This window comes from Reyranella humidisoli, from assembly GCF_019039055.1.
GTDB classification, from domain to species: Bacteria; Pseudomonadota; Alphaproteobacteria; order Reyranellales; family Reyranellaceae; genus Reyranella; species Reyranella humidisoli.
In genome coordinates, this window is sequence record NZ_JAHOPB010000002.1 from 557,364 (window position 1) to 582,416 (window position 25,053).

Sequence of the window (25,053 nt, forward strand, 5' to 3'; positions counted from 1 at the left end):
ATGACCCTCGCCAACGTCCTTTTCGTCCTCGTGCTGCTATCGGCGTTCGCCACGCTCGGTACGCTGTTCGCCGGCCTCATCAACATGAGCCGGAACCAGGACGCCAACATCGAAGGCAGTCGCCGCAGCAACAAGTTCATGTGGTGGCGCGTGCGCCTGCAGTTGCTCACGGTCGTGCTGATCCTCCTCTGGTACTTCGCGAGCAGGAGCTAGGCGATGGCCGTCACGCTGAATCGCATCTACACGCGCGGCGGCGACGCCGGGCAGACGTCGCTCGGCCGCGGTGAGCGCGTGCCCAAGCACGACATCCGCGTCGAAGCCTATGGCACGACCGACGAGGCCAACTCGGTGATCGGTCTCGCGCGCAACGCGATTGCGCGCGCTGGCAGCAGCGATCCGCGTCTCGCCGAAGCCGATGCGATGCTGGGCCGGATCCAGAACGACCTGTTCGATCTCGGCGCCGATCTGTGCACGCCCGAGGGCAAGACGAAGCGCGACGAGCCGGCGCTGCGCATGGTGGCGTCGCAGGTCGAGCGTCTCGAACGCGAGATCGACGCGATGAATGCCGAGTTGCAACCGCTGAAGTCGTTCATCCTGCCGGGCGGCAGCGAGGCCGCATCCTGGTTGCATCTGGCGCGCACCGTTTCGCGCCGCGCCGAGCGCTGCATGACCCATCTCGCGACGGAGCAGACGATCAATCCGGAGGCGATCAAGTACATCAATCGGCTGTCCGATCACCTGTTCGTCCTGGCCCGCCGGCTCAACGACAATGGCGCGGCAGATGTGCTCTGGGTGCCGGGCGGTTCGCGTTAATCAGCCCAAGCTGTTGAAAGATAGAGGAAAAATCTTTCACCCTGCGATTTTGTGCAGTGCGCCATAGCCTTGACATGATCGGCTCAACACCCCTACACGAAATCCCCTTCGCCGGACGGGTCAGTCCGGCCGCAACTCACCGATAGGCGCAACGCGATGAAAGTGCTGGTCGCGGTCAAGCGGGTCATCGACTACAACGTCAAGATCCGCGTCAAGGCCGACAACACGGGTGTCGAGACGGCTAACGTCAAGATGTCCATGAACCCCTTCGATGAAATCGCCGTGGAAGAGGCGATTCGCATGAAAGAGAAGGGCGCTGCGACCGAAGTCATCGCTTTCTCTGCCGGCCCGGCCCAGTGTCAGGAGACGATCCGCACCGCGCTCGCCATGGGCGCCGACCGCGGCGTCCTCGTTCAGACCGACGCCGAACTGCAGCCGCTGGCCGTCGCCAAACTGCTCAAGGCCGTGGTCGACAAGGAACAGCCCGGCCTGGTGATCGTCGGCAAGCAGGCGATCGACGACGACTCGAACGCCACCGGCCAGATGCTGGCCGCGCTGCTCGGCTGGTCGGTCGGCACCTTCGCCAACAAGCTCAACGTCGCCGACGGTTCGGTCGAGGTTAAGCGCGAGGTCGACGGCGGTCTCGAGAACATCAAGATCAAGATGCCGGCGGTGATCACCACCGACCTGCGCCTGAACGAGCCGCGCTACGCTTCGCTGCCAAACATCATGAAGGCGAAGAAGAAGCCGATCGAGATCCTGGCGCCGGACGCGCTGGGCGTCGACGTCGCGCCGCGCCTCAAGACGCTGAAGGTGGAAGAGCCGCCGAAGCGCAAGGCCGGCATCAAGGTGAAGACCGTCGCGGAGCTGGTCGAGAAGCTGCGCAACGAAGCGGGAGTGATCTGACATGGCCGTCCTCGTCGTCGCCGCGCATGACGGCAAGACCGTCCGCGCCAATGTCGCCAACGCCGTAGCGGCCGCGGCCCAGATGGACCCCGAGGTCCATGTGCTGGTGGCCGGCAGCAACGCCGCGGAGGCCGCCGCGTCGGCGGCCGCGATCCAGGGCGTGGCCAAAGTGCTGCAGGCCGAGGATGCGGCCTACGCCAACTGGCTGGCCGAGGACATCGCTCCGCTCGTCGTCAAGCTCGCGCCGGGCTACAGCCACGTCGTGATGGCGGCCGACTCGGTTGGCAAGAACGTCGCGCCGCGCGTCGCCGCGCTGCTCGACGTCGCGCAGGTCTCCGAGGCCATCAAGGTCGTCTCGCCCGACACGTTCGTCCGCCCGATCTACGCCGGCAACGCCATGGCGACCGTGCAGAGCGGCGACAAGATCAAGATCGTCACCGTCCGCCCGACCAACTTCAAGGCGGCGGCAGGCGGTGGTTCGGCCGCGATCGAGCAGATCGCCGGCACGGGCACCGCGGGCCTTTCGTCTTTCGTCGGCGCCGAGCTCTCCAAGAGCGAGCGCCCCGAACTGACCAGCGCGAAGATCGTCGTCAGCGGCGGCCGTGGCCTGCAGAGCGGCGACAACTTCAAGATGCTCGAGACGCTGGCCGACAAGCTCGGCGCCGGTCTCGGCGCCAGCCGCGCCGCGGTCGATGCGGGTTACGTGCCGAACGACTACCAGGTCGGCCAGACCGGCAAGGTCGTGGCACCCGACCTCTACATCGCCATCGGCATCTCCGGCGCGATCCAGCATCTCGCCGGCATGAAGGACAGCAAGACCATCGTGGCGATCAACAAGGACGAGGAAGCACCGATCTTCCAGGTTGCCGATTACGGCATCGTGGGCGACCTGTTCCAGATCGTCCCCGAGCTGACTGCCGCAGTCGAGAAAAAGTAAGCAAACCCGAGGACACCCATCATGATCAAGCGCATCGGCGTCATCGGTGCCGGCCAGATGGGCAGCGGCATCGCCCATGTCTGCGCGTTGAAGGGCTACGACATCCGTCTCGTGGATGTCGACCAGCCGCATCTCGACAAGGGTATCGACGCCATCGGACGGAACATGGACCGGCAGATCGGCCGTGGCATGATCCGTCCCGAGGACAAGGACTCGGCACTGGGACGCATTTCAACCGCGACCGATTACAAGCCGCTCGCCGATTGCGACCTGATCGTCGAGGCGGCGACCGAGAACGAGGCGGTGAAGCGCGAGATCTTCAAGAAGGTCTGCGAGGGCCTGCCGGCCAACGTTCTGCTGGCGACCAATACCTCGTCGATCTCGGTGACGAGGCTCGCGGCGGTCACCGACCGGCCCGGCAAGTTCATGGGCATGCACTTCATGAACCCGGTCCCGCTGATGGGCCTGGTCGAGCTGATCCGCGGCATTGCGACGGAAGAAGAGACCTTCCGCACGGTGCGCGAGGTCGTGGTCAGGCTCGACAAGAAGCCGGTCAATGCCGAGGACTTCCCGGCCTTCATCGTGAACCGCATCTTGCTGCCGATGATCAACGAGGCGGTCTATGCGCTGTACGAGGGCGTCGGCAACGTCGAGGCGATCGACACCGGCATGAAGCTGGGCGCCAACCATCCGATGGGCCCGCTCGAGCTGGCCGACTTCATCGGCCTCGATACCTGCCTGTCGGTGATGCAGGTGCTGCACGAGGGCCTGGCCGATTCGAAGTATCGTCCGTGCCCGCTGCTCGTGAAGTACGTCGAGGCCGGCTGGGTCGGTCGCAAGGTCAAGCGCGGCTTCTACGACTATTCCGGCGAACGCCCGGTTCCGACGCGCTAGGGAGGCGCACGGCGGGATGCGTATCGCCGTCCTGCAGTTCGCCCATGAGACGGTGACGTTCCTTCCGAACGACACCACGCTCGCGGATTTCACCTATCCCGGCTCTCCCGCCAGCGGCGAAGCGCTGCTGGCGCACGATCCCAGGTCCTACATGGGCGGGTTCGTGAAGGTGGCGCGCGAGTATGACGGCGTCGAACTGGTCGGCATCGAATCGCCGCTCTGGCCGAAGACCGGCACCGGCTCGGGCTGGATCACGGAAGAGGCCTACGAGACCTTCCTCGGCCGCATGATTGCCGGCCTGAAGGCGCAGGGACCATTCGACGGCGTCTATCTCAGCCTGCATGGCGCGATGGGCGTGCGCGGCGTGGCGCGGCCCGAGGCCGACATCGCGCGGCGGGTCCGCGAGATCGTCGGCCGCAAGGCCTTCATCGTCGGCACCTTCGACCCGCACGGCAACGAGGATGCGGAGTTCCTAGCCCAGGCCGACATGGCCTTCACGGTGAAGTATTTCCCGCACTACGACAGCCACCTGCAGGGCGAACGCGCGGCGCGCATGCTGGTGCGCGCGATCCGTGGCGACTACCGGCCCGAGACCGTCACGGTTAAGGTGCCGATCATCACGCCGACCGTGCTGCAGTGGACGGGCGCCTCGCCGTGGATGGACCTGGTGCAGCGCGCGCTCGTCTGGGAAGCGCGCGAGCCCGACGTGTTCGTGAACGTGTTCTTCGGCTTTCCCTTCGCCGACGTGCCCGACGTCGGCATGACCTTCCAGGTCATGACCAATGGCAATGCAGCGCTGGCCCGGAAGGTCGCCGACGACATGTCGTCCTGGGCGTGGCGCCGCCGCGACGATCTGCTCAAGACCGCGAGGGTCCATCCGATCCCCGAGGGCGTCAGGCTGGCCAAGGACGCCATGGCGCGCGGCGAGACGCCGGTCGTGCTGGCCGATCACAGCGACCGCTCGGGCTACGCGACCTGGATCCTGAAGGAAGTGATCGAGCAGGACCTGTCGGATGTGCTGATCGCGACAATCGCCGATGCCAGGGCTATCGATGCGCTTGAGGCCGGGGGCGTGAAGGTGGGCGACGCGTTCGACAGGGAGATCGGCGGCCTCGCCGACGAATCGGCCGGCCAGCCGGTGCGCGTCACCGGCAAGGTCGTTGGTGCGCACGAAGCCCATGGCACCCTGTGGGTAAGCGTCGCGTTCGGCCGCGGCAACGTCGTGCTGATCAGTCGCTATCTCACGCAGATCGTCGAACCGTCCCAGCTCGCGGGCCCGGCCTTCGATCTCGCGCAGTTCAAGGCAATCGCCATCAAGTCGCGCGTCCATTTCCGCCGCGGCTTCGACGACAGCAGCTTTGCAAGGACGATCCTGCTTGTCGAGCCGGTCGAGCCCTTCCTCGGCACGGTGCGACTCGACGGCCTGCCGTACCGGCACGTCGATCTGAAGAAATTCTATCCCTACGGCGACATCACCTTTCCATGAGCGAGAATTCCATGACCAGCCCGCTGTTTCGTCCGTTCGAGTCGAGGTCGCTGTCGCTCTCCAACCGTCTGGTGATGGCGCCGATGACGCGCTCCAAGAGCCCCGACAGCATCCCCGGCGCCGACGTGGCGGCCTACTATCGACGCCGCGCCGAGGGCGGTGTCGGTCTCATCATCACCGAAGGCACGACAGTCGACCGGCCGGCTGCCTCCAACGACACCAACGTGCCCGACTTCCATTCGCCCGCGAGCCTCGAAGGCTGGCGGCGTGTCGTGGCCGAAGTCCATGGCGCGGGCGGCAAGATCGCGCCGCAGCTCTGGCACCAGGGCATGATGCGCAAGACCGGCACCGGCCGGAATCCCGAGGCGCCGTCCGATGGTCCGTCGGGTCTGGCCGCGTCGGGCAAGCCGGTCGGCCCGCCGATGAGCGACGCCGACATCGCCGACACGATCGACGCCTTCGGCCGCGCCGCCGGCGTCGCCCAGGAGATCGGGTTCGACGCGGTCGAGATCCACGGTGCGCACGGCTACCTGATCGACCAGTTCTTCTGGGACGGCGCGAACAAGCGCAGCGACGCCTGGGGCGGCGATTTCGTGCAGCGCACGCGTTTCGCGGCCGACATCGTGAAGGCGATCCGCGCGCGGGTCGGTGCGGACTACCCGATCATCTTCCGCTTCTCGCAGTGGAAGCAGCAGGACTTCACGGCGCGGCTCGCGCTGACGCCTGACGAACTCGCGCGTTTCCTCGAGCCGCTGACGGAAGCCGGGACCGACATCTTCCATTGCTCGACGCGCCGCTTCTGGGAGCCCGAGTTCGAAGGCTCGACGCTCAACCTCGCGGGCTGGACGAAGAAGCTTACCGGTATGCCCACGATCACCGTGGGTTCGGTCGGCCTCAAGGGTGCGGACTTCGTGCAGACCTTCCGGACGCGCGAGGATTCCGAGATCGGAGATCTGGGCGAACTTGAAGCGCGGCTGGAAAAGGGCGAGTTCGACCTCGTCGCGGTCGGGCGCGCGCTGCTAGCCGATCCGCAATGGGCCGCCAAGGTGCGCGCCGGCCGCTTCGCCGAACTGGCGCCATTCTCGGCTTCATCGCTGGCGACACTCGCCTAGTATGCGGCTCCCTGAAGGGAGACGATGCATGCGCCAGATATTCAGACCCCTCGTCGCGGCCACCGTGCTCGTCGGCCTGCTGCTGCCGTTCGCACCGGCCCAGGCGCAATGGGTGTTTGTGGCGCGCAAGGCGCTGGGGCGCATCCATCAGATGACCGAGGGTGGCCAACCGAACGGCCGTGCCGGCTATGACTTCGCGACCGTGTTGCTCGACGCCCACGCCGACAAGATCTTCTCGACGGCGCTGGAACTCGCGCGAAAGAACCCGTCGGTGCGCATCCTGATGCAGGATCCCGGGCAGCGCCGCATCCAGATCGCCGAGGGCGATCGGACCGCGACGCTGAACGTGGTGCCGTTCAACGACGAGGTCTCCCAGCTCATGATCGCGGGCCATGCGGGGCCCGGCGAAGGCTCGACCGCGTCGCTGGTCGTTCAGGCCGTGCTGCGCGTGTGCAAGGAAATGGGCAAGCACTGCGAAGTCAGCAACTGACCTAGGAGTGAGTACGCCACGACCTCATCCTGAGGAGGCCACGGAGTGGCCGTCTCGAAGGATGGGCAACGGACGTGGTGCTTATGCCCACCCTTCGAGACGCGCTCCTGCGGAGCGCTCCTCAGGGTGGGGGATTTTTAGGTCTGCCAGTCGAGGCCGATGTCGAGCACGCTGGCGCTGTGGGTCAGCCAGCCCGCTGAGATGAGGTCGACGCCACTGGCCGCGATCGCCGGCGCCGTCTGCGGCGTGATGCGGCCCGAGGCTTCGGCGATGGCGCGACCGTCGATCATGCGGACCGCGCTGGCGAGCTGGTCGGGCGTCATGTTGTCGAGCAGGACCGCGTCGGTACCCGTCGCCAGCGCCTCTTCGAGCTGATCCAGCGTATCGACCTCGACCTCGATCTTCACGAGGTGGCCGACGCCGCGGCGCGCCGCAAGTATCGCCGGACGGATGCCGCCCGCGACGGCGACGTGGTTGTCCTTGATGAGAACGCCATCGTCGAGACCGAAGCGGTGGTTCATGCCGCCACCGACGCGGACGGCGTATTTCTGCAGCGCGCGCAGTCCCGGCATGGTTTTGCGCGTGCAGCAGATGCGCGCCTTGTGGCCGCGCACCGCCTCGACAAGCGTGGCCGCGCCACTGGCGACGCCGCTCAGATGGCCGAGGAAATTCAACGCGACCCGCTCGGCGGTCAGCATCCCGCGCGCCGGACCCGTGATGGTCGCGATGCGGTCGCCGGGCACGAGGCGTGTGCCGTCCGGCCGTTCGATCGTCATCTCGATGGACGGGTCGACCAGCCGGAAGGCCGTCGCCGCTGCGGCAAGTCCCGCCACGACGCCGTGCTGGCGTGCGACCAGGGCGGTCTTTGCCTTTGCGGTCGCCGGCACGATCGCGTCGGTGGTGAGATCGCCGGCGCGGCCGAGATCCTCCAGGAGGGCTGCGCGGACCACCGGTTCGATGAGTAGATCGGGAAGAGGGGGTATCGTCATCGCGGGCCTCAGACTTCCAGCATGCGTTCGACCGCGCGCCGGGCCGGCTCGGCCACCGCGGGATCGATCGTCACTTCGTGTTGCATCGTCTCCAGCGCATGGCGGATCTTCGGCAGGGTGATCTGCTTCATGTGCGGGCAGAGGTTGCACGGGCGTATGAACTCGGTGCCGGGGTGCTGGACGGCGACGTTGTCGCTCATCGAGCATTCGGTCACGAGGACGACGCGCGCCGGCCGCTTCAGGCCGACATAGTCGATCATCGCCGCCGTCGAGCCCGTGAAATCGGATTCGCCCACGACCTCGGGCGGGCATTCCGGATGGGCCAGCACCACGATGCCGGGATGGCCCGCGCGCAACTGCCGGATATCCTGTGCCGTGAAGCGCTCGTGGACCTCGCAGTGGCCGGCCCAGGTGACGATCTCGACGCCGGTCTCGGCCGCGATGTTCTGAGCGAGATATTCGTCGGGCAGCATGATGACCTTCGGCACGCCAAGGCTCTCGACGATCTTCTTCGCGTTGCCGGATGTGCAGCAGATGTCGCTCTCGGCCTTCACGGCGGCCGACGTGTTCACATAGGTGACGATGGGAACGCCGGGATAGCGCTGGCGCAGCAGCCGGACATCGGCGGCGGTGATCGATGCGGCGAGCGAGCAGCCGGCGCCGAGGTCGGGGATCAGGACGCGCTTGGCCGGGTTCAGGAGCTTCGCCGTCTCGGCCATGAAGTGGACGCCCGCCAGGACGATCGTACCGGCATCGACCTTCATGGCTTCGCGGGCCAGCGCCAGGCTGTCGCCCACGATGTCGGCCACGCAGTGGAATATCTCGGGAGTCTGGTAGTTGTGCGCCAGGATAACGGCATCCCGTTCGCGCTTCAGCGCGAGGATGGCGTCGATGTCTCCGGCGAAGGCCGGCCATTCGATCGACGGAATCACCGATTTCACGCGGTCGTAGAGCGGGGCGGTACGGGCCATCAGGTCCGGCAAGAAGGCTAACGACATCAGACACCTCATTATGCTCAACAAGAGCATTATATATTTATACTAAAAATGAGCATTAATGGCGTCAAGTTTTCAGATGGGGCGTGAGAGGGGGAGTTTGGTGCCGGCGACGGCGCGTTCTAGGACGACTTCGCGCCGGAAGCGGAACAGTTTCGCGGGCCGGCCTCGTGCCTCAGAGCTGCTGGCACCCGTCGGCTCGACCAGGCCCTGCTGGTCGATGAGGCGGCGGAAGTTCTGCTTGTGCATCGGCCGGCCTGCCAGCGCTTCGACTGCGCGCTGGAGCTGCAGCAGCGTGAATTCGGGCGGCATCAGCTCGAAGAAGACCGGCCGGTATTTGATCTTGGCCCTGAGCCGCGCGATGCCGGTGGCGAGGATCCGGCGATGGTCGTGGCGCATCGGCATGCCGGGCACGGGATCGGCCCCGGCTGACTTCGCCTCGGGTACGAGGCCCGCCTCGTAGAGCAGCTCGTAGCGCTGGAGGACCAGGTCCTCGTTCCAGTTCTCCAGCCCGTCACCGAAGGTCATCTCGATCCGTTGCTGCCGCTCGCGCCGGCTCGCCGGGTCACGGTCAGCTGCCGCCCATTTCGCGAGGTGCGGCAGGATCGATTGGGCGATCAGAGGCGAGGGACCCGTCCGCCAGTCCTCCCACGGAAAATAGCGATACCAGCTTCGCCATTCCGGATCGCGCGCGCCGGCCGACAGGCGTTCGCGGGTGAGACCTAGATAGCTGATCGACACGACGCGCTGCCGGCCGTGCGAGGCCGGGCGGTTGCGGTCGGCGAAGGTGTAGAGTTGCTCGACATAGCCGAGTGGATGATTTGTCTGCCGCTCGACCCAGGCCCGCACGCCGCTCTGCAGGGTGGGATGTTCGGTCGCGAAGGGTCCCGAAGGCAGCAGCGCGCCGTCGTCCAGCGTGAGGACCTGCGGCTGGTCTGCCGTCAGGGCGACGAGCACCGCATTGAGTTCGATGGCAACGGCGTCGGAGGTCGCGGGAGGCGGCGTCATGTCGGCCGCATTATGCACGAACGCGGGGTGACTTCGCGCCCGTCAACCCTTGTCCTTGCCCATCGCCGCTTTCATCAGGGCGATCGATTCCGGCATGTCCCAGTCGGCGTCGCCCTCGATGCGGCCGAGCTCGCGGCCCTTGGCGTCGACCAGGATCGAGGTCGGCAGCAGGGTGACGTCGAGTCCCTGCATCGTCTTGCGACCCTTGTCGAAGTAGATGCCGAGGTTCGCGAGCTTCTGGTCCTTGTAGAAGGGGGCGACCTTGGGCTTGGTCGGCCCGTCGATCGACAGCGGAACGATCAGGAACTTGTCCTTCGGGAAGGCTGCCTGCAGGCGGTCGAGGCTCGGCATTTCCTTCACGCAGGGCGCACACCATGTGGCCCAGAAGTTCAGCAGCACGACCTTGCCCTTGAGGTCGCCGAGCTTCAGCGGCTTGTCGTCGGCATCCTGGATTTCGAGGTCGGGCAGGGGCTTGGGCGTCCTGGCGAGCTTGAAGCGCTCCATGGCGCCCTTGGCCATGTCGGGTTTCACGCCGGCCACGCTCGGCGTGGCGGTGGCCGGGAGCACGAGGGCCGCCAGGGTGCCGCAAAGAATGTAGCGTCGGCCGGGGAGGAAATTAGGGACAGGATGTGCCATAAGCCGCGTTCCTAAAGGATCAGTGGCTTTAATTCATGGCACGGAAGAACACGACTGCGCGAGCAGCCAATCGTCGCTCCAACACGATGTGGGGCGGCCGCTACAAGCTCGGCCCTGCGGAAATCATGGAGAAGATCAACGCCTCCATCGGTTTCGACCGCCGGCTCTACGCGCAGGATATCGCAGGCTCCGTCGCGCACTGTGACATGCTGGTGGCCCAGGGCATCCTGACGGCCAAGGACGGCCGCGCCATCAAGCGTGGCCTCGCCCAGGTCAAGGCCGAGATCGAGAGCGGCAAGTTCAAGTTCTCGACCAAGCTCGAGGACATCCATTTCAACGTCGAGCAGCGGCTGACCGACATCATCGGCCCAGCCGGCGGCCGCCTGCACACGGCGCGCTCGCGCAACGACCAGATCGCGCTCGACGTGCGCCTGTGGGTGCGCGACACGATCGACAAGGTCGAGCTGATGTTGCGCGACCTGCAGGCCGCGCTGATCGACCGCGCCGACCAGTATTCCTCGACGATCATGCCGGGCTTCACCCATCTGCAGACCGCCCAGCCGATCACCTTCGGCCATCACCTGATGGCCTATGTCGAGATGTTCGGCCGCGACCGCAGCCGCTTCGCCGACTGCCGGGCGCGCCTCAACGAATCGCCTCTCGGGGCCGCGGCGCTGGCCGGCTCGCCGCATCCGATCGATCCGCGCAAGACCGCGAAGGCGCTGGGCTTCGAGCGCCCGATGGCCAACTCGCTCGATGCCGTGTCCGACCGCGACTACGTGATCGAATTCATCTCCGCGGCCTCGACGACCGCCGTCCACCTGTCGCGCCTCTCCGAGGAGATCGTGATCTGGTGCTCCGCGCCGTTCCGCTTCATCTCGCTGTCGGATGCCTTCACGACCGGCAGCTCGATCATGCCGCAGAAGCGCAACCCGGATGCCGCCGAGCTGACACGCGCCAAGGTCGGCCGCATCGTCGGTGCCTTCGTGGCGCTCTGCACCATCCTGAAGGGCCTGCCGCTGACCTACGGCAAGGACATGCAGGAGGACAAGGAGCCGCTGTTCGACGCCGCCGACTCGCTGGAGCTGGGCATCGCGGCGATGACCGGCATGATCCGCGACCTCAAGGCGAACCCTGAGCGCATGCGCGCGGTCGCCTCGGCCGACTACTCCGTGGCGACCGATCTCGCCGACTGGCTGGTCCGCAAGGTCGGCCTGCCGTTCCGCCAGGCCCATCACGTGACCGGCCGCCTGGTCGGGATCGCCGCCGACAAGGGCATCGACCTCGACAAGCTGTCGCTTGAGGAGATGCAGGCGGTCGAACCGAAGATCGACCGCAGCGTCTATCGCGTGCTGACGGTCGAGGCTTCGGTCAACGCCCGCAAGAGCCTGGGCGGCACCGCGCCGGCGAACGTCGTGCGCGCCGTCGCCGACGCGCGTCGCCGCTTCCTCGACAAGACCGGGGGCCGCTGACGATGAGCTTCTTCAGCTACAAGGACGGCGAGATGTACGCCGAGGGCGTTACGCTGGCCGCCATCGCCGCGCAGGTCGGCACGCCGTTCTACTGCTATTCGGCCGCCGCGCTGCGCGCCGGCTGGAAGGAGTTCGCCGACGGCATCAAGGGCATGAACGCCAGCGTCGCCTACGCGATGAAGGCCAACAGCAGCCAGGCCGTCATCCGCCTGTTCGGCGAGATGGGGGCGGGCGCCGATATCGTGTCGGTGGGCGAGATGAAGCGGGCTCTGGCGGCTGGCATCCCGGCCAGGCGCATCATTTATTCCGGCGTCGGCAAGAAGGCGTCGGAATTGATGGCCGCGCTCGAAGCCGGCATCGGCCAGATCAACGTCGAAAGCTCGGCCGAGCTCGAGACGTTGAACGCCGTGGCGGGACAGCTCGGCCTCAAGGCCGACATCACGATCCGCGTGAACCCGGACGTCGACGCCAAGACGCACGCCAAGATCACGACCGGCCGCAAGGAGAACAAGTTCGGCATCGACATCGACCTGGCGCGCGAGGCCTTCGGGCTGGCCGGTCGGCTGCCGAACCTGAACGTCGTCGGTGTGGCGATGCACATCGGCTCGCAGCTCACCTCGCTCACGCCCTATCGCGATGCGATCGTGCGGGTCCGAGAGCTGATCGGGCAGCTCCGCCAGGATGGCCATTCGATCGACCGCTTCGACATCGGCGGCGGCCTGGGGATTGTTTACGCCGACGAGAAGCCGCCCTCGATCGCCGACTTCATGGCGGTCGTGGCGCGCGAGACCGAAGGCCTGGGCTGCGAACTGTCCTTCGAGCCGGGCCGCCGGCTGGTGGGCGAGGCAGGCGTGCTGGTGGGCGAGGTGATCCTCGTGAAGCCCGGCTCCGCCAAGACTTTCGTCATCGTGGATGCGGCGATGAACGACCTGATCCGGCCGACCCTCTACGAGGCGTGGCACGATATCCTGCCGGTCCGGCAGCCACGCCCCGATGCCGCCACGATCCGTTGCGACATTGTCGGTCCCATCTGCGAGTCCGGCGACTTCCTCGCGCAGAATCGTGATCTGCCGCCGCTGGTTGCCGGAGACCTCGTCATGATACGCTCGGCGGGCGCTTATGGGGCGGTGATGGCGTCGAGCTACAACAGCCGGCCGCTGGCGCCCGAGGTGATGGTGGATGGCACGAGGTTTGCGGTTACGCGACCGAGGCCCACCGTTGAGGACATGATCTCCGCAGAGCGGCTCCCGCCCTGGATGGAGCCGACAAAGGCCTAACGAAAGGACGTCGATGGACGCCAGCCAGACCACCCCGACGATCCAGGCCCCAGGGCTGGGACGCAAGATTGGTTTGGCGTGGGCGGCTTTGGCTTGGGAAGGCCTGTGGCCGCGCGTCGTGCCGCTGCTCTCCTGCGTCGCCCTGTTCGTCGCGGCCGCCCATCTCGACCTGTTCGCCGGCCTCGACCCTTGGGCCCATACGGGTATTCTGGGCGCCTTGGCGCTGGCCTTCGCCGGTCTTGCCTGGTGGCAGCTGCGTGATTTCTCATGGCCCGCGCGGAAAGAGGCGACCCGTCGCCTTGAACGCGACAGTGAGATCCCGCACCGGCCGCTGGCCGCCGTGCAGGACAATCTTGCTGCCGGCAACACCGATCCGATGGCCGTGGCCCTCTGGGAAGCCCATCGCCGCCGCGAGGCCGAGCGCCTCGCCAGCCTGAGCAACAAGGCCGCCCATCCGGGCCTCGCCAGCCTCGACAAGTGGGCGCTGCGCTTCGTGCCGCTGCTGGCGCTGGTCGTCGCCATTGCCGCCGCGGGCGGCTGGCGCAGTGACCGCATGGCCGCCGCCGTGACGCCGGCGTTCCCGCCGCCGCCGCCGGTCGTTGCCAACCTGTGGATCGCCCCGCCGGCCTATACCGGCAAGCCGCCGGTCTATCTGGACATGGCCGAGCACGACAAGGTGCTGCGCATTCCTGTCGGCAGCAAGATCGCTGGCTTCGTTGACGACACGCGCGGCCGCAAGCCGCCGGTTCTGTCGATCGACGGCAAGACCACCGAATTCTCGACGGTCAGCAAGGGCAAGTACCAGGTCGAGGAGACCATTACCGAGGGCAAGCAGATCACCCTGCAGGCGCGCGGCGACGAGCAGGCGCGCTGGAAGCTTCACGTCATCCCCGACCTCGCCCCGACCGTCGACTTCGCCCGTCCGATCGGCGTGGACAAGTGGTCGACCAAGATCGAGTACATCGGCGGCGACGATTTCGGCGTGACCGGCGTCCAGCTCCAGATGCGCCTTCACGGCAGCGTGCTGGGCGACGACGCGCTCAGCAGCGACGAGGAGCCGGAGGTGCTGCGCGTCGACCTGCCGGTCGCGGGCAACTCCAAGAAGATCGCCGACACCTTCGTGCGCGACCTCACCAGCCATCCGTGGGCCGGCCTCAAGGTCACGGTGATGCTGTTCGCCACCGATGCGCTCGGCCAGAAGGGCCGCAGCTCGGTCGAGACGTTCCTGTTGCCGGAGCGGGTGTTCAACGACCCGACCGCGCGGGCGCTCATCGTCCTGCGCAAGGCGCTGACGCGCGATCCCAAGGGCTATCGCATCGACGTCGCCGATGGCATGCGCCTGGTCCATGCGAATCCCAAGAGCTACCGCGAGGATCCGGTCGTCCAGCTCGGCCTGCGCATCGGCTCGGTGCGGCTGGCCCAGAAGGACGACAAGGAGACGATCGTCGACACGCAGAAGCTGCTGTGGGACCTGGCGATGCGCCTGGAGAGCGGCTCGACGTCGGATGCCGAGCGCGCCGTCGAGCAGGCGCGTCAGGAACTGCGTGACGCCATGCAGCGCCAGGCCGGCGACGAGGAGATCGAGAAACTGATCCAGCAGCTCTACGACGCCATGGCGCGTTGGCAGCGCGAGCTGGCGGAGAAGATGAAGGATCCCGACGAGCGCCGCCGCATGGAAGAGCAGGCGGAGAAGATGGATCCCAACAACACCATCACCGGCGACGACCTGCAGAAGATGCTCGACAAGATTCGCGAGATGGCCAAGAACGGCCAGCGCGAAGAGGCCAAGCGCATGCTCGAGGAGCTGCGCAAGATGATGGAGAACGCCACCCCGATGATGGCGAACCCCAACGGCCAGCAGCGCCAGCAGCAGGGGCAGAAGGGCCAGCAGGGCCAGGGCAACCAGCAGGGTCGCGAGATGATGAACCAGCTCGACCAGCTGTCTCGCCGGCAGAACCAGCTGCTGGGCGAGTCCGAGCGGGAAGGGCGACAGCAGGGACAACAGGGCCAGCGCGGTCAGCAGGGACAGCAAGGCCAGCAGGGTCAACGCGGCCAGCAAGGGCAACAAGGCCAGCAGGGTCAGGGCCAGCAGCCCGGTCAGGGACAAGGCCAGGGGCAGGGCCAGTGGGGCGAACAGCAGCGCGGCCAGCAGGAAGGCCTGCGCGGTCGGCTCGGCGACTTCATGAAGAAGCTCGACGAGAACGGCCTGCAGATGCCCGAATCGCTGGGTCGTGCCGAGCGTTCGATGCGCGAGGCCGAGGATGCCCTGCGCCGTGGCGATTCGCGCGAGGCCTCTCGGGCCCAGCGCCGGGCGCTCGACAATCTGCAGCAGGGCATGGGCGACATGGCCGAGCAGATGCGCCAGCAGCGCGGCCCCGGTAACAACCAGGACATCGCCGAGATCGAAGAGCGGGAGCGCCGTAGCGAGGATCGCGATCCGCTGGGCCGTTCCGATGGCAACTACGGCGACGCGATCGACTCCGGCGCCGACAAGGTGCCGCTGGAACTCGACCGTCAGCGCAGCCGCGAGATCCTCGACGAACTGCGCCGCCGCGCCGGCGACCAGCTGCGCCCGAAGGAAGAACTCGACTACATCGACCGTCTGCTGAAGACGTACTGATCTTCTCTGGATTCGATGTAAAAAATCAGCCCGAGCGGAGTCGCGCGCAGGACGACGGACATTGGTTCGTCCGCGTGGGGCCGATTTACCCGGCCGTCTTCTCGACCACCCCAATGTAGGGCAGTCCGCGGAAGCGGTGGGCCCAGTCGAGGCCGTAGCCTACGAGAAATTCGTCGCCGGCCTCGAAGCCCACGAAGTCGGCGGCCAGTGCGGTTCGACGCTTGGCCGGCTTGTCGAGCAGGGTGCAGATCGACACGCGCCGCGCACCGCGTTCTTCCAGCAGCTTCTTGGCGAAACTGAGCGTCAGGCCGGATTCCAGAATGTCGTCGACCAGCAGCACGTCGCGTCCGCGCACGTCGTCGACGATGTCACGCACGATGCGGACGTTGCCGCTCGTCTCGGTCCCGCTGCCGTAGCTGGAGAGCGTGAGGAAATCCATCGACCAGTCGGCCCCGGCGCGGCTCAGCGCCCGGATCAGGTCGGCCGCGAAGACGAAGCTGCCCTTCAGGACGGACACGACCAGAGTGTCCGGTTCAAGCTTGCCGGCAAGGTCGGTGGCCATCTCCTCGACGCGCGAGGCGATCTCGGCGGCGGAGAAGCGAATGGAGACGATGGGGCGGTCGGGGGGAGTGCGATCGGGCATCAGTCAACGGTCGGTATGATGTTGGTTGCCCCGGCAGGGGGCTCGTCCAGGGGCAGCTTGAAGCTCATGCGGGCGCCCGGTGGGATCGGTCCCTCGATCAGCGGCATCACGCGCTCGGCCAGGATCTCGTTGCCCGCCCGGAAGACCAGCTTCAACCGGCTGGTCGAGCCGGGCGCCGTACCGGTGTTCACCAGTTCGCCCTGGACGACGTAGCGCCCGTCGATCAGGTCGATCTTCGTGGCGGCCATGTCGATGCCGACTTGCGGTCGCGCCGGCGCCGCGGCAGCGCCCTTCGGATGAAGCAGGGTGCGCCACGATTCGGGCAGGCGGGCCTTGATCTCGGCCCGATATGCGTAGCCCGCACCGCCGAACAGCACGGAAAATACGATCACGAAGGCGATCCACGTGCCCCAGTTGCTTTTTCTCGGAGGCGGTGTCGTCAGCGCCGGCAGGCCGGCGCCGGGCGTGGAGGGACGGATGACGAAGTCCGGAACGGCGGCAGCCGATGCTTCGCTGTCGGCGGGCGCTGCTGCTGGCATCGGCGCGGCCGGCTCCTGGAACCAGCGATGATTGCACCGGACGCACTGGACGGTCCGGCCGGACGGACCGATCGCCGCCGGATCGACGGCATAACGGGTGCCGCAGTTTGAACAGGTTACTTGCATGATGAGCGGGGTATACCCCACCAGATGTGCTTTGCGAGCGGACACTAGGCCACTAAAACTTGGCATACAAGCAACACGTCGTTCACGCATACAATTGAAATGATTGGCCTCGGGCTGCGCTCGTTCTTCTTCAACGTCGGCTGGTATGCCGGGACGACGATCATCGCCATCGTCGGCTCGCCGATCCTGCTGATGCCACGGCGATTCGTGGTCGCCTGGTCGCTCTTCTGGATCGACTTCTGCCTGTGGTGGCTGCGGATCACCTGCCGGTTGGCGCATCGCGTAGGCGGGCTGGAGAACATGCCGGCCGGTCCGGTCATCTTCGCCTGCAAGCACCAGTCGTCGTGGGAGACGCTGGCTTTCTCCCGCCTGTTTCCCGGCGCGGCGACGGTGATGAAGCGCGAACTGGTGCTGATCCCCGTCGTCGGCTGGGCGATGGCGCGGGTAGGCAACATCGCCGTCGAACGCGGCGACGGCTCAAAGGCGCTGCGCGGGCTGGTGAAACAGGCGAGGGCGACGCTGGCCGAGGGCCGGTCGATCCTGATCTTCCCGGAAGGCACGCGCGTGGCGGTGGGCGACGAGCGGCCCTACCAGGTGGGCACGGCGGCGCTCTATCGGCAACTCGGCGTGCCGGTCGTGCCGGTCGCGCTCAATTCCGGCCTGTTCTGGGGACGGCGCAAGTTCATCAAGCGGCCCGGCGTGATCGATGTCGAAATCCTGCCGGCCATCCCGCCGGGCCTCAGCCGGGACGTCTTCATGACCACCCTGCGCGAGCGGATCGAAGGCGCCACGAACCGGCTCGTTGCTGCAGCCCGTGAAGGCGAACAAAAATAGAACAATCTGTTGATATCGTCCGGCCTTGGGCCTAACTTTTCCCGATGGATTGGGCTCCGGTCTCCCAGCGCATCTGGGACATGAAATACCGCTTCAAGAATGACGCGGACCTCGAAGCGACCTGGTGGCGGGTGGCGCGGGCGCTGGCGGCGCCGGAGCGCGATCCCGAGCTTTGGGCCGGGCGCTTCCACGAGGCACTGTCGGGCTTCAAGTTCCTTCCGGCCGGCCGGGTGATCGCGGGCGCCGGCACGGGCCGCAGCGTCACCCTCTTCAACTGCTTCGTGATGGGTACGATCCCCGACGACATGTCGGGCATCTTCGAGAGCCTGCGCGAGGCGGCCCTCACGATGCAGCAGGGCGGCGGCATCGGGCACGATTTCTCCAGCCTGCGGCCGCAGGGTGCGCCGGTGATAGGGGTGGGCGCGGACGCGTCCGGTCCCTTGTCCTTCATGGACGTCTGGGACGCGATGTGCCGAACGATCATGAGCGCGGGCTCCCGTCGCGGCGCCATGATGGCGACCCTGCGCTGCGACCATCCCGACATCGAGGCCTTCATCGACGCCAAGCGCGATCCCAAGCGCCTGCGCATGTTCAACGTCTCGGTGCTGGTCACCGACGACTTCATGAAAGCGGTCGAGAACGACGCCGACTGGCCGCTGGTGTTCGGCGGCAGGACGTTCAGGACAGTGAAGGCCACGGCGCTGTGGGAGCGCATCATGCGCGCGACCTACGATGTCGCCGAGCCCGGCGTCATCTTCATCGATCGCGTGAACCGGCGGAACAACCTGCGTTACTGCGAGAGCATCCAGGCTACGAATCCTTGCGGCGAACAGCCCTTGCCCCCGTACGGCGCCTGCCTGCTGGGGTCGATCAACCTCGCCACGCTGGTGAAGGCGCCGTTCACGCCGCAGGCCGAGCTGGACATGGAGGCGCTGGAGCGGCTGGTGCCGCTCGCGGTGCGCATGCTCGACAATGTGATCGACGTGTCGCGCTTCCCGCTGCCGCAGCAGGAAAAGGAGGCCAAGGCCAAGCGCCGCATCGGCCTCGGCGTGACGGGCCTCGCCGATGCGCTGATTTTCTGCGGCGTGCGATATGGTTCGCCCGAAGCGGTGCGTCTGACGCGCGAATGGCTGGGGGCCGTGCAGCGCCTTTCCTACCTGGCGTCGGCGGACATCGCCGCCGAAAAGGGCAGCTTCCCACTTTACGATCGCGGGAAGTATCTCGCGGGAGAGACGATCAAGGCGCTGCCCGAGGAGGCGCGGTCGGCGATCGGCCGCTACGGCATCCGCAACGCGCTGCTGAACTCGATCGCGCCCACCGGCACGATTTCCTTGCTGGCCGACAATGTCTCGTCCGGCATCGAGCCGGTCTTCGCCTTCAGCTACGTGCGTCATGTGCTGCAGCCCGACGGCACGAAGCGCGAGGAGAGCGTCGACGACTATGCCTTCCGCGCCTGGCGCGACGCCAGGGGCAACGAGGCGCCGCCGTCGGACGTCTTCGTCGACGCCCAGACGCTGACGCCCGCCGACCATCTCGCGATGCAGGCGGCGGCACAGGACTATGTCGACAGCTCGATCTCGAAGACCATCAACCTGCCGCGCGACATCGCCTTCGAGGCCTTCAAGGGTGTCTACGAGGAGGCCTATGCGCAGGGCTGCAAGGGCTGCACGACCTACCGGCCCAACGACGTGACGGGCGCAGTACTCGAAGTGAAGCCGGCCCAGACCGCGCCGGTGGAAGCACAGCCGCGTGCGCTGGTGCCGGCCACCGACGAAAGTGGCGTCGTCTACATCGCCCAGCCGCTCGACCGGCCGCAGGACCTGCCGGGCCGGACCTACAAGATCAAATGGCCGGGCAGCGACCATGCCATCTACATCACCATCAACGACCTGATGCAGGATGGACGGCGGCGACCGTTCGAGATCTTCATCAATTCCAAGAACATGGAGCACTACGCCTGGACGGTGGCGCTGACGCGCATGATCTCGGCGGTATTCCGCCGTGGCGGCGACATCTCGTTCATCGTCGAGGAGCTGAAAGCGGTGTTCGATCCGCGCGGCGGGCAGTGGATGGAAGGTCGCTACGTGCCCTCGCTGCTGGCCGCGATCGGTGGCGTTATCGAGCGCCATCTGGTCGAGATCGGCTTCCTGGCGCCGTCGGAGTCGCCGCGCCTGATCGATGCCGCCGAGGAGCGCATGCGCGCCGCCGCCAACGGTGGCGAGGGCCTGCGCGAGCCGCCGGTCTCGGCCAGCTCGGCCAAGACGATGGGTCAGTGTCCCAACTGCGGCGCGGCGGCGCTCAGCCATCAGGAAGGCTGCGACGTCTGTCTGAATTGCGGCTACTCGCGTTGCGGTTAGCCCAATGAAGGTTTGCATCGTTGGCGCCGGCGCGATCGGCGGTCTGATCGGAGCGCGGCTCGCGGCGAGTACCGATTGTCAGGTGAGTGCCCTGGCGCGCGGCGAGACGCTCGCGGCGCTGAACGCGGAGGGCTGGCGGCTCAAGCAGGGCGATGGGCTCATCACCGGCAAGGCGCATGCATCGTCGGATGCGCGCGAACTCGGTCCGCAGGATCTCGTGGTCGTCGCGGTGAAGGCGCCTTCCATGGCGCCGATCGCGGCGCAGATCGGCGCGTTGCTGAAACCGGACACGATCGTGCTGCCCGCCATGAACGGCGTGCCGTGGTGGTTCTCGCAGGGGCTTCCGGCCGTGGGCGAGCAGCCGCTGCAGAGCGTCGATCCCGGCGGGGCCATCGCCCGCGCGATTCCGCTGCGCCACGTGATCGGCTGCGTCGTGCATCTCAGCGCCGCGACCACGGAACCCGGCCTCGTCCAGCATCGCAACGGGATGGGCCTGATCGTGGGTGAGCCGGACGGCTCTACCTCGGCGCGCCTTGAGACCCTGCATGAGTTGCTGGCGAGGGCGGGCTTCGACGTCACCTCGTCGGACGCGATCCGTCACGACATCTGGTACAAGCTCTGGGGCAACATGACGATGAACCCGGTGTCGGCGATCACCGGTGCCACGGGCGATCGCATGCTCGACGATCCGCTGGTACGCGCCTTCTGTTCCGCCGCCATGCGGGAAGCCGCCGCCATTGGCGCCCGGATCGGCTGCGTCATCGACCAGGATCCGGAAGCACGCCACGCGATCACGCGAGAGCTGGGCGCCTTCAAGACGTCCATGCTGGTCGATGTCGAGCGCGGCAAACCGATCGAACTCGACGCCATCGTGACGGCCGTGCACGAACTTGGACGGCGGACCGGCGTTCCGACGCCGAACATCGACGCCCTGCTCGGGCTCACGCGTCTCTTCGCGCGAACCCGAGGCTTGCTCCCCGGCTGATCAGCCCAGTTCGAGCTCGATGCCCGCCGACTTGCTGACGCCGGCCCAGAGCGTGGCGAACTCGCCGACGAACGCCGTGTATTCGGCCGGGGTCATCGGCTTGTCGCCCGGAAGCAGGACCACGTCCTTGAAGCGTTCCACGACTTCTGGCGCCTTGTAGGCTTTCTGCAGTTCGTCATAGAGCCGCGCCACGACGTCCGGCGACATGCCCTTGGGTCCCGAGACGCCGACCCAGGTCGAGGTGGTGAGCTTGGGGAAGCCCTGCTCGGCGAAAGTCGGCGCGTTCGGGTACATGTCGAGGCGCTTGTCCGAGCTGACCGCCAGCAGGCGGACCTTGCCCGAATTGATGTGCGGCACGTTGGTCGTGATCGGGTCGAACATCGACGGGATGGCGCCGGCCAGCATGTCCTGCAGCGAGGGCGCGGAGCCGCGATACGGCACATGCTTCAGCTTGATTCCTGCCAGGCTGCCCAGCAGTTCGCCCATCAGGTGGGTATTGGAACCGATGCCGGAGCTGCCGAAGGCGATCTCGTCGGGCTTGGCCTTGGCGGCGGCGATGTAGTCGGCCAGCGTCTTGTAGGGCGAATCGCCCGGCACGATCAGGACGTTGGGTGTGTGACCGATCAGCGTCACATGGGTGAAATCGGTAATCACGTTGTACGGCAGCTTGGGATAGATGCCGGGCGCAATGCCCAGCGGCGAGGCATGGGAAATCACCAGCGTGTAGCCGTCCGGGGCGGCCTTGGCCGCGAGATCCGAGCCGATCGTGCCGCCGGCGCCGGGCCGGTTCTCGACTACCACCTGGGTGCCGAGCGCGGCCGAGAGCTTGGGCGCCAGGATACGCGAAATCGTGTCGGCGGTGCCGCCGGGCGGGAAGGTGGCGATCAGCTTGATCGGCTGCTTGGTGGGCCAGCCGGGGCTCGCCTTGACGGCGGGCGCGGCGAGCGACGAGCCGAGGGCGGCGGCCGATCCGGCCAGGATGGTACGACGGGTCAGTTTCATGAAGCGCTCCGGTTTCCCCTCGCGCCAATGGCTGGCGCATTGTGGGAACCCCCTGCAATCGATATGCCAGCGCCAATCAGCCCTTGATTTGCCATAAGGGAGGTCGCAAATCCGGGCCGAGCAGGGAGATGTGCGGATGATTCGGCGGGTAATTCTGGCGGCGGTTCTCATGGGATGCGGTGCGGCGACCGTCTTGCCACCGGCTGCCCATGCTCAGGGATTGCCCAGTTCGCGGACGGAACTCGCCTATTCCTATGCCCCGCTGGTCAAGAAGGTCTCGCCGGCCGTGGTCAACATCTACACGACCACCACCGCCCGCGTTCAGCGCCGCCTGCCGTTTCCCTTTCCCGGCATGCCCCAGCAGGGCGGCGACCGGGTGCAGAATTCCCTGGGTTCCGGCGTGCTGGTCAGGCCCGACGGGCTGATCGTCACCAACGCGCATGTCGTCAAGGGGGCCGACGAGATCCGGGTCGTGCTGGCCGACCGCCGCGAGTTCGAGGCCAAGCTCATCACCCAGGACGAACGCTACGACCTGGCGTTGCTGCGCATCGAGGGGGCGGAGGAGAAGTTTCCGTTCCTCGAGCTGCGTGATTCCGACTCGATCGAGGTCGGAGACGTCGTCCTGGCCATTGGCAATCCGTTCGGCCTGAACCAGACCGTCACCAGCGGCATCGTCTCGGCCGTGGCGCGCAGCGCCGGCGGCATCAACGATTCCAACTTCTTCCTTCAGACCGACGCGGCGATCAATCCGGGCAATTCCGGCGGCGCGCTGGTGGCGCTCGATGGGCGTCTGATCGGCATCAACACGGCGATCTACTCGCAATCCGGCGGCTCGGTCGGCATTGGTTTTGCGACACCTTCCAATATCGTCGAGCGGATGATTGCGACGGGCACACAGGGCGGGCGCATCGTGCGGCCGTGGCTCGGCGTCAGCATGCAGCGCGTGACGCCCGATCTCGCGGCGGGCTTCGGCCTGTCGCGGCCGGCGGGGCTCGTGGTCAAGGAGGTCTTCGCCAACGGGCCGGGCGCGACCGCTGGCCTGAAGCGAAACGACGTCATCGTCGGCATCCGCGAGCAGGCGATCGACGACGAGGCGGCACTGCGCTTCCGGCTCTCGACGCTGAACGTCGACACCACCGTGCCGGTCAAGATCATGCGCGGCGGCAAGGAGCAGATCGTCCAGCTGAAGCTCGCGGCTCCGCCGGAGGATCCGCCGCGCGACCTCTCGCAGCTCGATGGCCGTCAGCCGCTGTCGGGTGCCTCGGTCGTCAACATGTCGCCGGCAGTCGCGGAGGAGATGGGGCTGGCCGAGTGGCGGCCGGGCATCGTCATCGTCGACGTGAAGCCCGGCGCCTATGCCGGCCGCTTCGTGCGCCCCGGCGACATGATCCTGGCGGTCAACGGCCAGGACGTGAAGTCCGTCGCCGATCTCAAGAAGCGCGTAGCCAGCGGTATCAACAGCATCAGCGTCGGCCGCGACGGCGTGATCTTTCCCGTTCAGTTCCGCTGAGCCCGTAGGATAATCCGGGTCGTCGTGCCAGCTGAACTCTTCACCTCGCTCGCCCCGACCCCGCTGGCCGAACGCCTGCGCCCGAAGACCTTGGGCGAAATCCTCGGTCAGGATCACCTGCTCGGGCCCGAGGGGCCGCTGGGCCGGATGCTGGACGCCCGCAAGCTCGGCTCGCTGATCCTTTGGGGACCGCCGGGCTGCGGAAAGACCACGATCGCCCGCCTGCTCGCCGAGGCCGTGGACCTGCATTTCGAGCCGCTGTCCGCGGTCTTTTCCGGCGTCGCGGACCTGCGACGGATCTTCGAGGCAGCCCGCCAGCGCCGCAAGGACGGCAAGGGCACGCTGCTGTTCGTCGACGAGATCCATCGCTTCAATCGCGCCCAGCAGGACGGCTTCCTGCCCTATGTCGAGGACGGCACGGTGACGCTGATCGGCGCCACCACCGAGAATCCGTCCTTCGAGCTGAACGCCGCGCTCCTGTCGCGCTGCCAGGTGCTGGTGCTGCGCCGGCTCGATGACAATGCGCTGTCGGCCGTGCTCGCACGGGCGGAAGAGGCACTCGGGCGCAAGCTGCCGCTCGACGAGACCGGCCGCCAGGCGCTGTTCGCGATGGCCGATGGGGACGGCCGATACATGATCGGGCTGGCCGAGCAGCTGTCGCAGCTCAAGGACAAGGAACCGGTGCCGCCGTCGCGGCTGGCGACACTGCTGCAGAAGCGGGCGCCGCTCTACGACAAGACGCAGGAGGCGCACTACAACCTGATCAGCGCACTGCACAAGTCGCTGCGCGGGTCGGATGTCGATGCCGCCCTCTACTGGTTCGCGCGGATGCTCGACGGCGGCGAGGACCCGAAATATATCGCCCGCCGCCTCGTGCGCTTCGCCGTCGAGGATATCGGCATGGCCGACCCGCAGGCGCTCACCCAGACGCTGGCGGCGTGGGAAACCTACGATCGCCTGGGCTCACCCGAAGGCGAACTCGCGATCGCGCAGGCGGTGATCTATCTCGGCACGGCGCCCAAATCGAATGCAGGCTACATGGCCTTCAGTGCGGCCAAGCGCGCCGCAAAGACCCACGGTTCCCTGACCCCGCCGATGCACATCCTGAACGCGCCGACGAAGCTCATGAAGGATATCGGCTACGGCAAGGGCTACGAGTACGACCACAACGCTGCCGACGGCTTCTCCGGCCAGAACTACTTCCCCGACGAAATGGCGCGCGAGGAGTTCTACCAGCCGGTCGAACGCGGCTTCGAGCGCGAGATCGTGAAGCGCCTCGACTACTGGAAGAAGCTTAGAGAGAAGAAGCGTTGAGCTGACTCAATGGAGCGCGCCACTCCGGTGGCGCTCATGTCTTGCTCGAGTCTCTCTTCGTCTCAAATTAACAACCTCATCCTGAGGAGGTCGCGCAGCGACCGTCTC

23 protein-coding genes and 1 pseudogene are annotated in these 25,053 nt (G+C 66.7%); 16 read left to right on the forward strand and 8 right to left on the reverse strand.

All coding sequences use genetic code 11. From position 1 onward, the window contains the following. The 8 genes from KQ910_RS21110 to KQ910_RS21145 all read left to right on the forward strand — a co-directional run bounded on the left by KQ910_RS21110 (window position 1) and on the right by KQ910_RS21145 (window position 6,638). Window positions 1-213: a twin transmembrane helix small protein gene (locus KQ910_RS21110; RefSeq protein ID WP_216964963.1), complete on the forward strand. Its 213-nt coding sequence runs from the start codon at window positions 1-3 to the stop codon at window positions 211-213. A gap of 3 nt (window positions 214-216) precedes the next feature. Next, window positions 217-813: a cob(I)yrinic acid a,c-diamide adenosyltransferase gene (locus KQ910_RS21115; protein WP_216964964.1), complete on the forward strand. Its 597-nt coding sequence runs from the start codon at window positions 217-219 to the stop codon at window positions 811-813. Between the two features lie 156 nt (window positions 814-969). Beyond that, on the forward strand, window positions 970-1,719 hold the full coding sequence (locus KQ910_RS21120) for an electron transfer flavoprotein subunit beta/FixA family protein (RefSeq protein WP_216964965.1): 750 nt from the start codon (window positions 970-972) through the stop codon (window positions 1,717-1,719). A gap of 1 nt (window position 1,720) precedes the next feature. Further along, a complete protein-coding gene (locus KQ910_RS21125) occupies window positions 1,721-2,656 on the forward strand; it encodes an electron transfer flavoprotein subunit alpha/FixB family protein (RefSeq protein ID WP_216964966.1) in 936 nt (311 codons plus the stop codon). 21 nt (window positions 2,657-2,677) lie between these two features. Next, window positions 2,678-3,550, forward strand: a complete 873-nt coding sequence (locus KQ910_RS21130) for a 3-hydroxybutyryl-CoA dehydrogenase (RefSeq protein WP_216964968.1) — start codon at window positions 2,678-2,680, stop codon at window positions 3,548-3,550. 16 nt (window positions 3,551-3,566) lie between these two features. Beyond that, on the forward strand, window positions 3,567-5,036 hold the full coding sequence (locus tag KQ910_RS21135) for a M81 family metallopeptidase (protein ID WP_216964970.1): 1,470 nt from the start codon (window positions 3,567-3,569) through the stop codon (window positions 5,034-5,036). Window positions 5,037-5,047: 11 nt separating this feature from the next. Continuing rightward, window positions 5,048-6,148, forward strand: a complete 1,101-nt coding sequence (locus KQ910_RS21140; RefSeq protein ID WP_439653333.1) for an NADH:flavin oxidoreductase — start codon at window positions 5,048-5,050, stop codon at window positions 6,146-6,148. A 28-nt stretch (window positions 6,149-6,176) separates the two neighbouring features. Then, window positions 6,177-6,638 carry a hypothetical protein gene (locus KQ910_RS21145; RefSeq protein WP_216964974.1) on the forward strand — a complete coding sequence of 154 codons (462 nt, stop codon included), beginning with the start codon at window positions 6,177-6,179 and terminating at the stop codon, window positions 6,636-6,638. 137 nt (window positions 6,639-6,775) lie between these two features. On the opposite strand, the gene nadC is transcribed toward KQ910_RS21145, so the two are convergent. The 4 genes from nadC to KQ910_RS21165 form a co-directional block, all read right to left on the reverse strand. After that, window positions 6,776-7,627 (reverse strand): carboxylating nicotinate-nucleotide diphosphorylase, encoded by an 852-nt coding sequence (gene nadC / locus KQ910_RS21150; protein ID WP_216964977.1) that lies wholly within the window; start codon window positions 7,625-7,627, stop codon window positions 6,776-6,778. 8 nt (window positions 7,628-7,635) lie between these two features. Continuing rightward, on the reverse strand, window positions 7,636-8,625 hold the full coding sequence (gene nadA, locus KQ910_RS21155) for a quinolinate synthase NadA (RefSeq protein ID WP_216964979.1): 990 nt from the start codon (window positions 8,623-8,625) through the stop codon (window positions 7,636-7,638). 72 nt (window positions 8,626-8,697) lie between these two features. Beyond that, on the reverse strand, window positions 8,698-9,630 hold the full coding sequence (locus KQ910_RS21160) for an NUDIX hydrolase (protein ID WP_216964981.1): 933 nt from the start codon (window positions 9,628-9,630) through the stop codon (window positions 8,698-8,700). A 42-nt stretch (window positions 9,631-9,672) separates the two neighbouring features. After that, window positions 9,673-10,266, reverse strand: coding sequence for a TlpA disulfide reductase family protein (locus KQ910_RS21165; RefSeq protein ID WP_216964983.1), 594 nt, complete (start codon window positions 10,264-10,266; stop codon window positions 9,673-9,675). Window positions 10,267-10,301: 35 nt separating this feature from the next. Between KQ910_RS21165 and argH the strand changes: the two genes are divergently transcribed. Genes argH through KQ910_RS21180 form a run of 3 tightly spaced genes read left to right on the forward strand, consistent with a single transcriptional unit; the run spans window position 10,302 to window position 15,635 of the window. After that, on the forward strand, window positions 10,302-11,738 hold the full coding sequence (gene argH / locus KQ910_RS21170) for an argininosuccinate lyase (RefSeq protein ID WP_216964985.1): 1,437 nt from the start codon (window positions 10,302-10,304) through the stop codon (window positions 11,736-11,738). 2 nt (window positions 11,739-11,740) lie between these two features. Then, window positions 11,741-13,015: a diaminopimelate decarboxylase gene (gene lysA / locus KQ910_RS21175; protein ID WP_216964987.1), complete on the forward strand. Its 1,275-nt coding sequence runs from the start codon at window positions 11,741-11,743 to the stop codon at window positions 13,013-13,015. A gap of 13 nt (window positions 13,016-13,028) precedes the next feature. Further along, window positions 13,029-15,635, forward strand: coding sequence for a TIGR02302 family protein (locus KQ910_RS21180; RefSeq protein WP_216964988.1), 2,607 nt, complete (start codon window positions 13,029-13,031; stop codon window positions 15,633-15,635). Window positions 15,636-15,720: 85 nt separating this feature from the next. Here the strand turns inward: KQ910_RS21180 and hpt are convergent, their stop codons facing one another. From hpt to KQ910_RS27290, 3 genes and pseudogenes are all read right to left on the reverse strand, one after another. Beyond that, the gene (gene hpt, locus KQ910_RS21185) at window positions 15,721-16,278 is read right to left on the reverse strand and encodes a hypoxanthine phosphoribosyltransferase (RefSeq protein ID WP_216964990.1); all 558 of its coding nucleotides are present in this window, start codon (window positions 16,276-16,278) and stop codon (window positions 15,721-15,723) included. Further along, window positions 16,278-16,817 (reverse strand): DUF3426 domain-containing protein, encoded by a 540-nt coding sequence (locus tag KQ910_RS21190; RefSeq protein WP_229600841.1) that lies wholly within the window; start codon window positions 16,815-16,817, stop codon window positions 16,278-16,280. Before KQ910_RS21190 ends, hpt begins: the two co-directional genes overlap by 1 nt. A 30-nt stretch (window positions 16,818-16,847) precedes the next feature. Next, window positions 16,848-17,033, reverse strand: a pseudogene (locus tag KQ910_RS27290) (zinc-ribbon domain-containing protein); the annotation flags it as partial. A 9-nt stretch (window positions 17,034-17,042) separates the two neighbouring features. On the opposite strand from KQ910_RS27290, the gene KQ910_RS21195 reads away from it, so the two are divergent. Genes KQ910_RS21195 through KQ910_RS21205 form a run of 3 tightly spaced genes read left to right on the forward strand, consistent with a single transcriptional unit; the run spans window position 17,043 to window position 21,119 of the window. Next, window positions 17,043-17,777 carry a lysophospholipid acyltransferase family protein gene (locus KQ910_RS21195; protein WP_216964995.1) on the forward strand — a complete coding sequence of 245 codons (735 nt, stop codon included), beginning with the start codon at window positions 17,043-17,045 and terminating at the stop codon, window positions 17,775-17,777. Window positions 17,778-17,821: 44 nt separating this feature from the next. After that, window positions 17,822-20,134: an adenosylcobalamin-dependent ribonucleoside-diphosphate reductase gene (locus KQ910_RS21200; RefSeq protein WP_216964996.1), complete on the forward strand. Its 2,313-nt coding sequence runs from the start codon at window positions 17,822-17,824 to the stop codon at window positions 20,132-20,134. Window positions 20,135-20,138: 4 nt separating this feature from the next. Further along, window positions 20,139-21,119, forward strand: coding sequence for a 2-dehydropantoate 2-reductase (locus KQ910_RS21205; protein ID WP_216964998.1), 981 nt, complete (start codon window positions 20,139-20,141; stop codon window positions 21,117-21,119). Here the strand turns inward: KQ910_RS21205 and KQ910_RS21210 are convergent, their stop codons facing one another. Continuing rightward, a complete protein-coding gene (locus KQ910_RS21210) occupies window positions 21,120-22,121 on the reverse strand; it encodes a Bug family tripartite tricarboxylate transporter substrate binding protein (RefSeq protein ID WP_216965000.1) in 1,002 nt (333 codons plus the stop codon). 136 nt (window positions 22,122-22,257) lie between these two features. On the opposite strand from KQ910_RS21210, the gene KQ910_RS21215 reads away from it, so the two are divergent. Then, window positions 22,258-23,631, forward strand: a complete 1,374-nt coding sequence (locus KQ910_RS21215) for a Do family serine endopeptidase (protein WP_229600842.1) — start codon at window positions 22,258-22,260, stop codon at window positions 23,629-23,631. Between the two features lie 24 nt (window positions 23,632-23,655). Continuing rightward, window positions 23,656-24,945, forward strand: coding sequence for a replication-associated recombination protein A (locus KQ910_RS21220; protein ID WP_369408413.1), 1,290 nt, complete (start codon window positions 23,656-23,658; stop codon window positions 24,943-24,945). Window positions 24,946-25,053 lie beyond the last annotated feature (108 nt).

Coding starts and splice junctions, on each gene's coding strand:
- KQ910_RS21115 (WP_216964964.1), top strand. CDS start 217: ATGGCCGTCACGCTGAATCGCATCTACACGCGCGGCGGCGACGCCGGG.
- KQ910_RS21215 (WP_229600842.1), top strand. CDS start 22,258: ATGATTCGGCGGGTAATTCTGGCGGCGGTTCTCATGGGATGCGGTGCG.
- KQ910_RS21200 (WP_216964996.1), top strand. CDS start 17,822: ATGGATTGGGCTCCGGTCTCCCAGCGCATCTGGGACATGAAATACCGC.
- KQ910_RS21130 (WP_216964968.1), top strand. CDS start 2,678: ATGATCAAGCGCATCGGCGTCATCGGTGCCGGCCAGATGGGCAGCGGC.
- KQ910_RS21135 (WP_216964970.1), top strand. CDS start 3,567: ATGCGTATCGCCGTCCTGCAGTTCGCCCATGAGACGGTGACGTTCCTT.
- KQ910_RS21195 (WP_216964995.1), top strand. CDS start 17,043: ATGATTGGCCTCGGGCTGCGCTCGTTCTTCTTCAACGTCGGCTGGTAT.
- KQ910_RS21140 (WP_439653333.1), top strand. CDS start 5,048: ATGACCAGCCCGCTGTTTCGTCCGTTCGAGTCGAGGTCGCTGTCGCTC.
- KQ910_RS21190 (WP_229600841.1), bottom strand. CDS start 16,817: ATGCCAGCAGCAGCGCCCGCCGACAGCGAAGCATCGGCTGCCGCCGTT.
- hpt (WP_216964990.1), bottom strand. CDS start 16,278: ATGCCCGATCGCACTCCCCCCGACCGCCCCATCGTCTCCATTCGCTTC.
- KQ910_RS21210 (WP_216965000.1), bottom strand. CDS start 22,121: ATGAAACTGACCCGTCGTACCATCCTGGCCGGATCGGCCGCCGCCCTC.
- argH (WP_216964985.1), top strand. CDS start 10,302: ATGGCACGGAAGAACACGACTGCGCGAGCAGCCAATCGTCGCTCCAAC.
- KQ910_RS21180 (WP_216964988.1), top strand. CDS start 13,029: ATGGACGCCAGCCAGACCACCCCGACGATCCAGGCCCCAGGGCTGGGA.
- nadA (WP_216964979.1), bottom strand. CDS start 8,625: ATGTCGTTAGCCTTCTTGCCGGACCTGATGGCCCGTACCGCCCCGCTC.
- KQ910_RS21110 (WP_216964963.1), top strand. CDS start 1: ATGACCCTCGCCAACGTCCTTTTCGTCCTCGTGCTGCTATCGGCGTTC.
- nadC (WP_216964977.1), bottom strand. CDS start 7,627: ATGACGATACCCCCTCTTCCCGATCTACTCATCGAACCGGTGGTCCGC.
- KQ910_RS21205 (WP_216964998.1), top strand. CDS start 20,139: ATGAAGGTTTGCATCGTTGGCGCCGGCGCGATCGGCGGTCTGATCGGA.
- KQ910_RS21165 (WP_216964983.1), bottom strand. CDS start 10,266: ATGGCACATCCTGTCCCTAATTTCCTCCCCGGCCGACGCTACATTCTT.
- KQ910_RS21125 (WP_216964966.1), top strand. CDS start 1,721: ATGGCCGTCCTCGTCGTCGCCGCGCATGACGGCAAGACCGTCCGCGCC.
- lysA (WP_216964987.1), top strand. CDS start 11,741: ATGAGCTTCTTCAGCTACAAGGACGGCGAGATGTACGCCGAGGGCGTT.
- KQ910_RS21160 (WP_216964981.1), bottom strand. CDS start 9,630: ATGACGCCGCCTCCCGCGACCTCCGACGCCGTTGCCATCGAACTCAAT.
- KQ910_RS21120 (WP_216964965.1), top strand. CDS start 970: ATGAAAGTGCTGGTCGCGGTCAAGCGGGTCATCGACTACAACGTCAAG.
- KQ910_RS21145 (WP_216964974.1), top strand. CDS start 6,177: ATGCGCCAGATATTCAGACCCCTCGTCGCGGCCACCGTGCTCGTCGGC.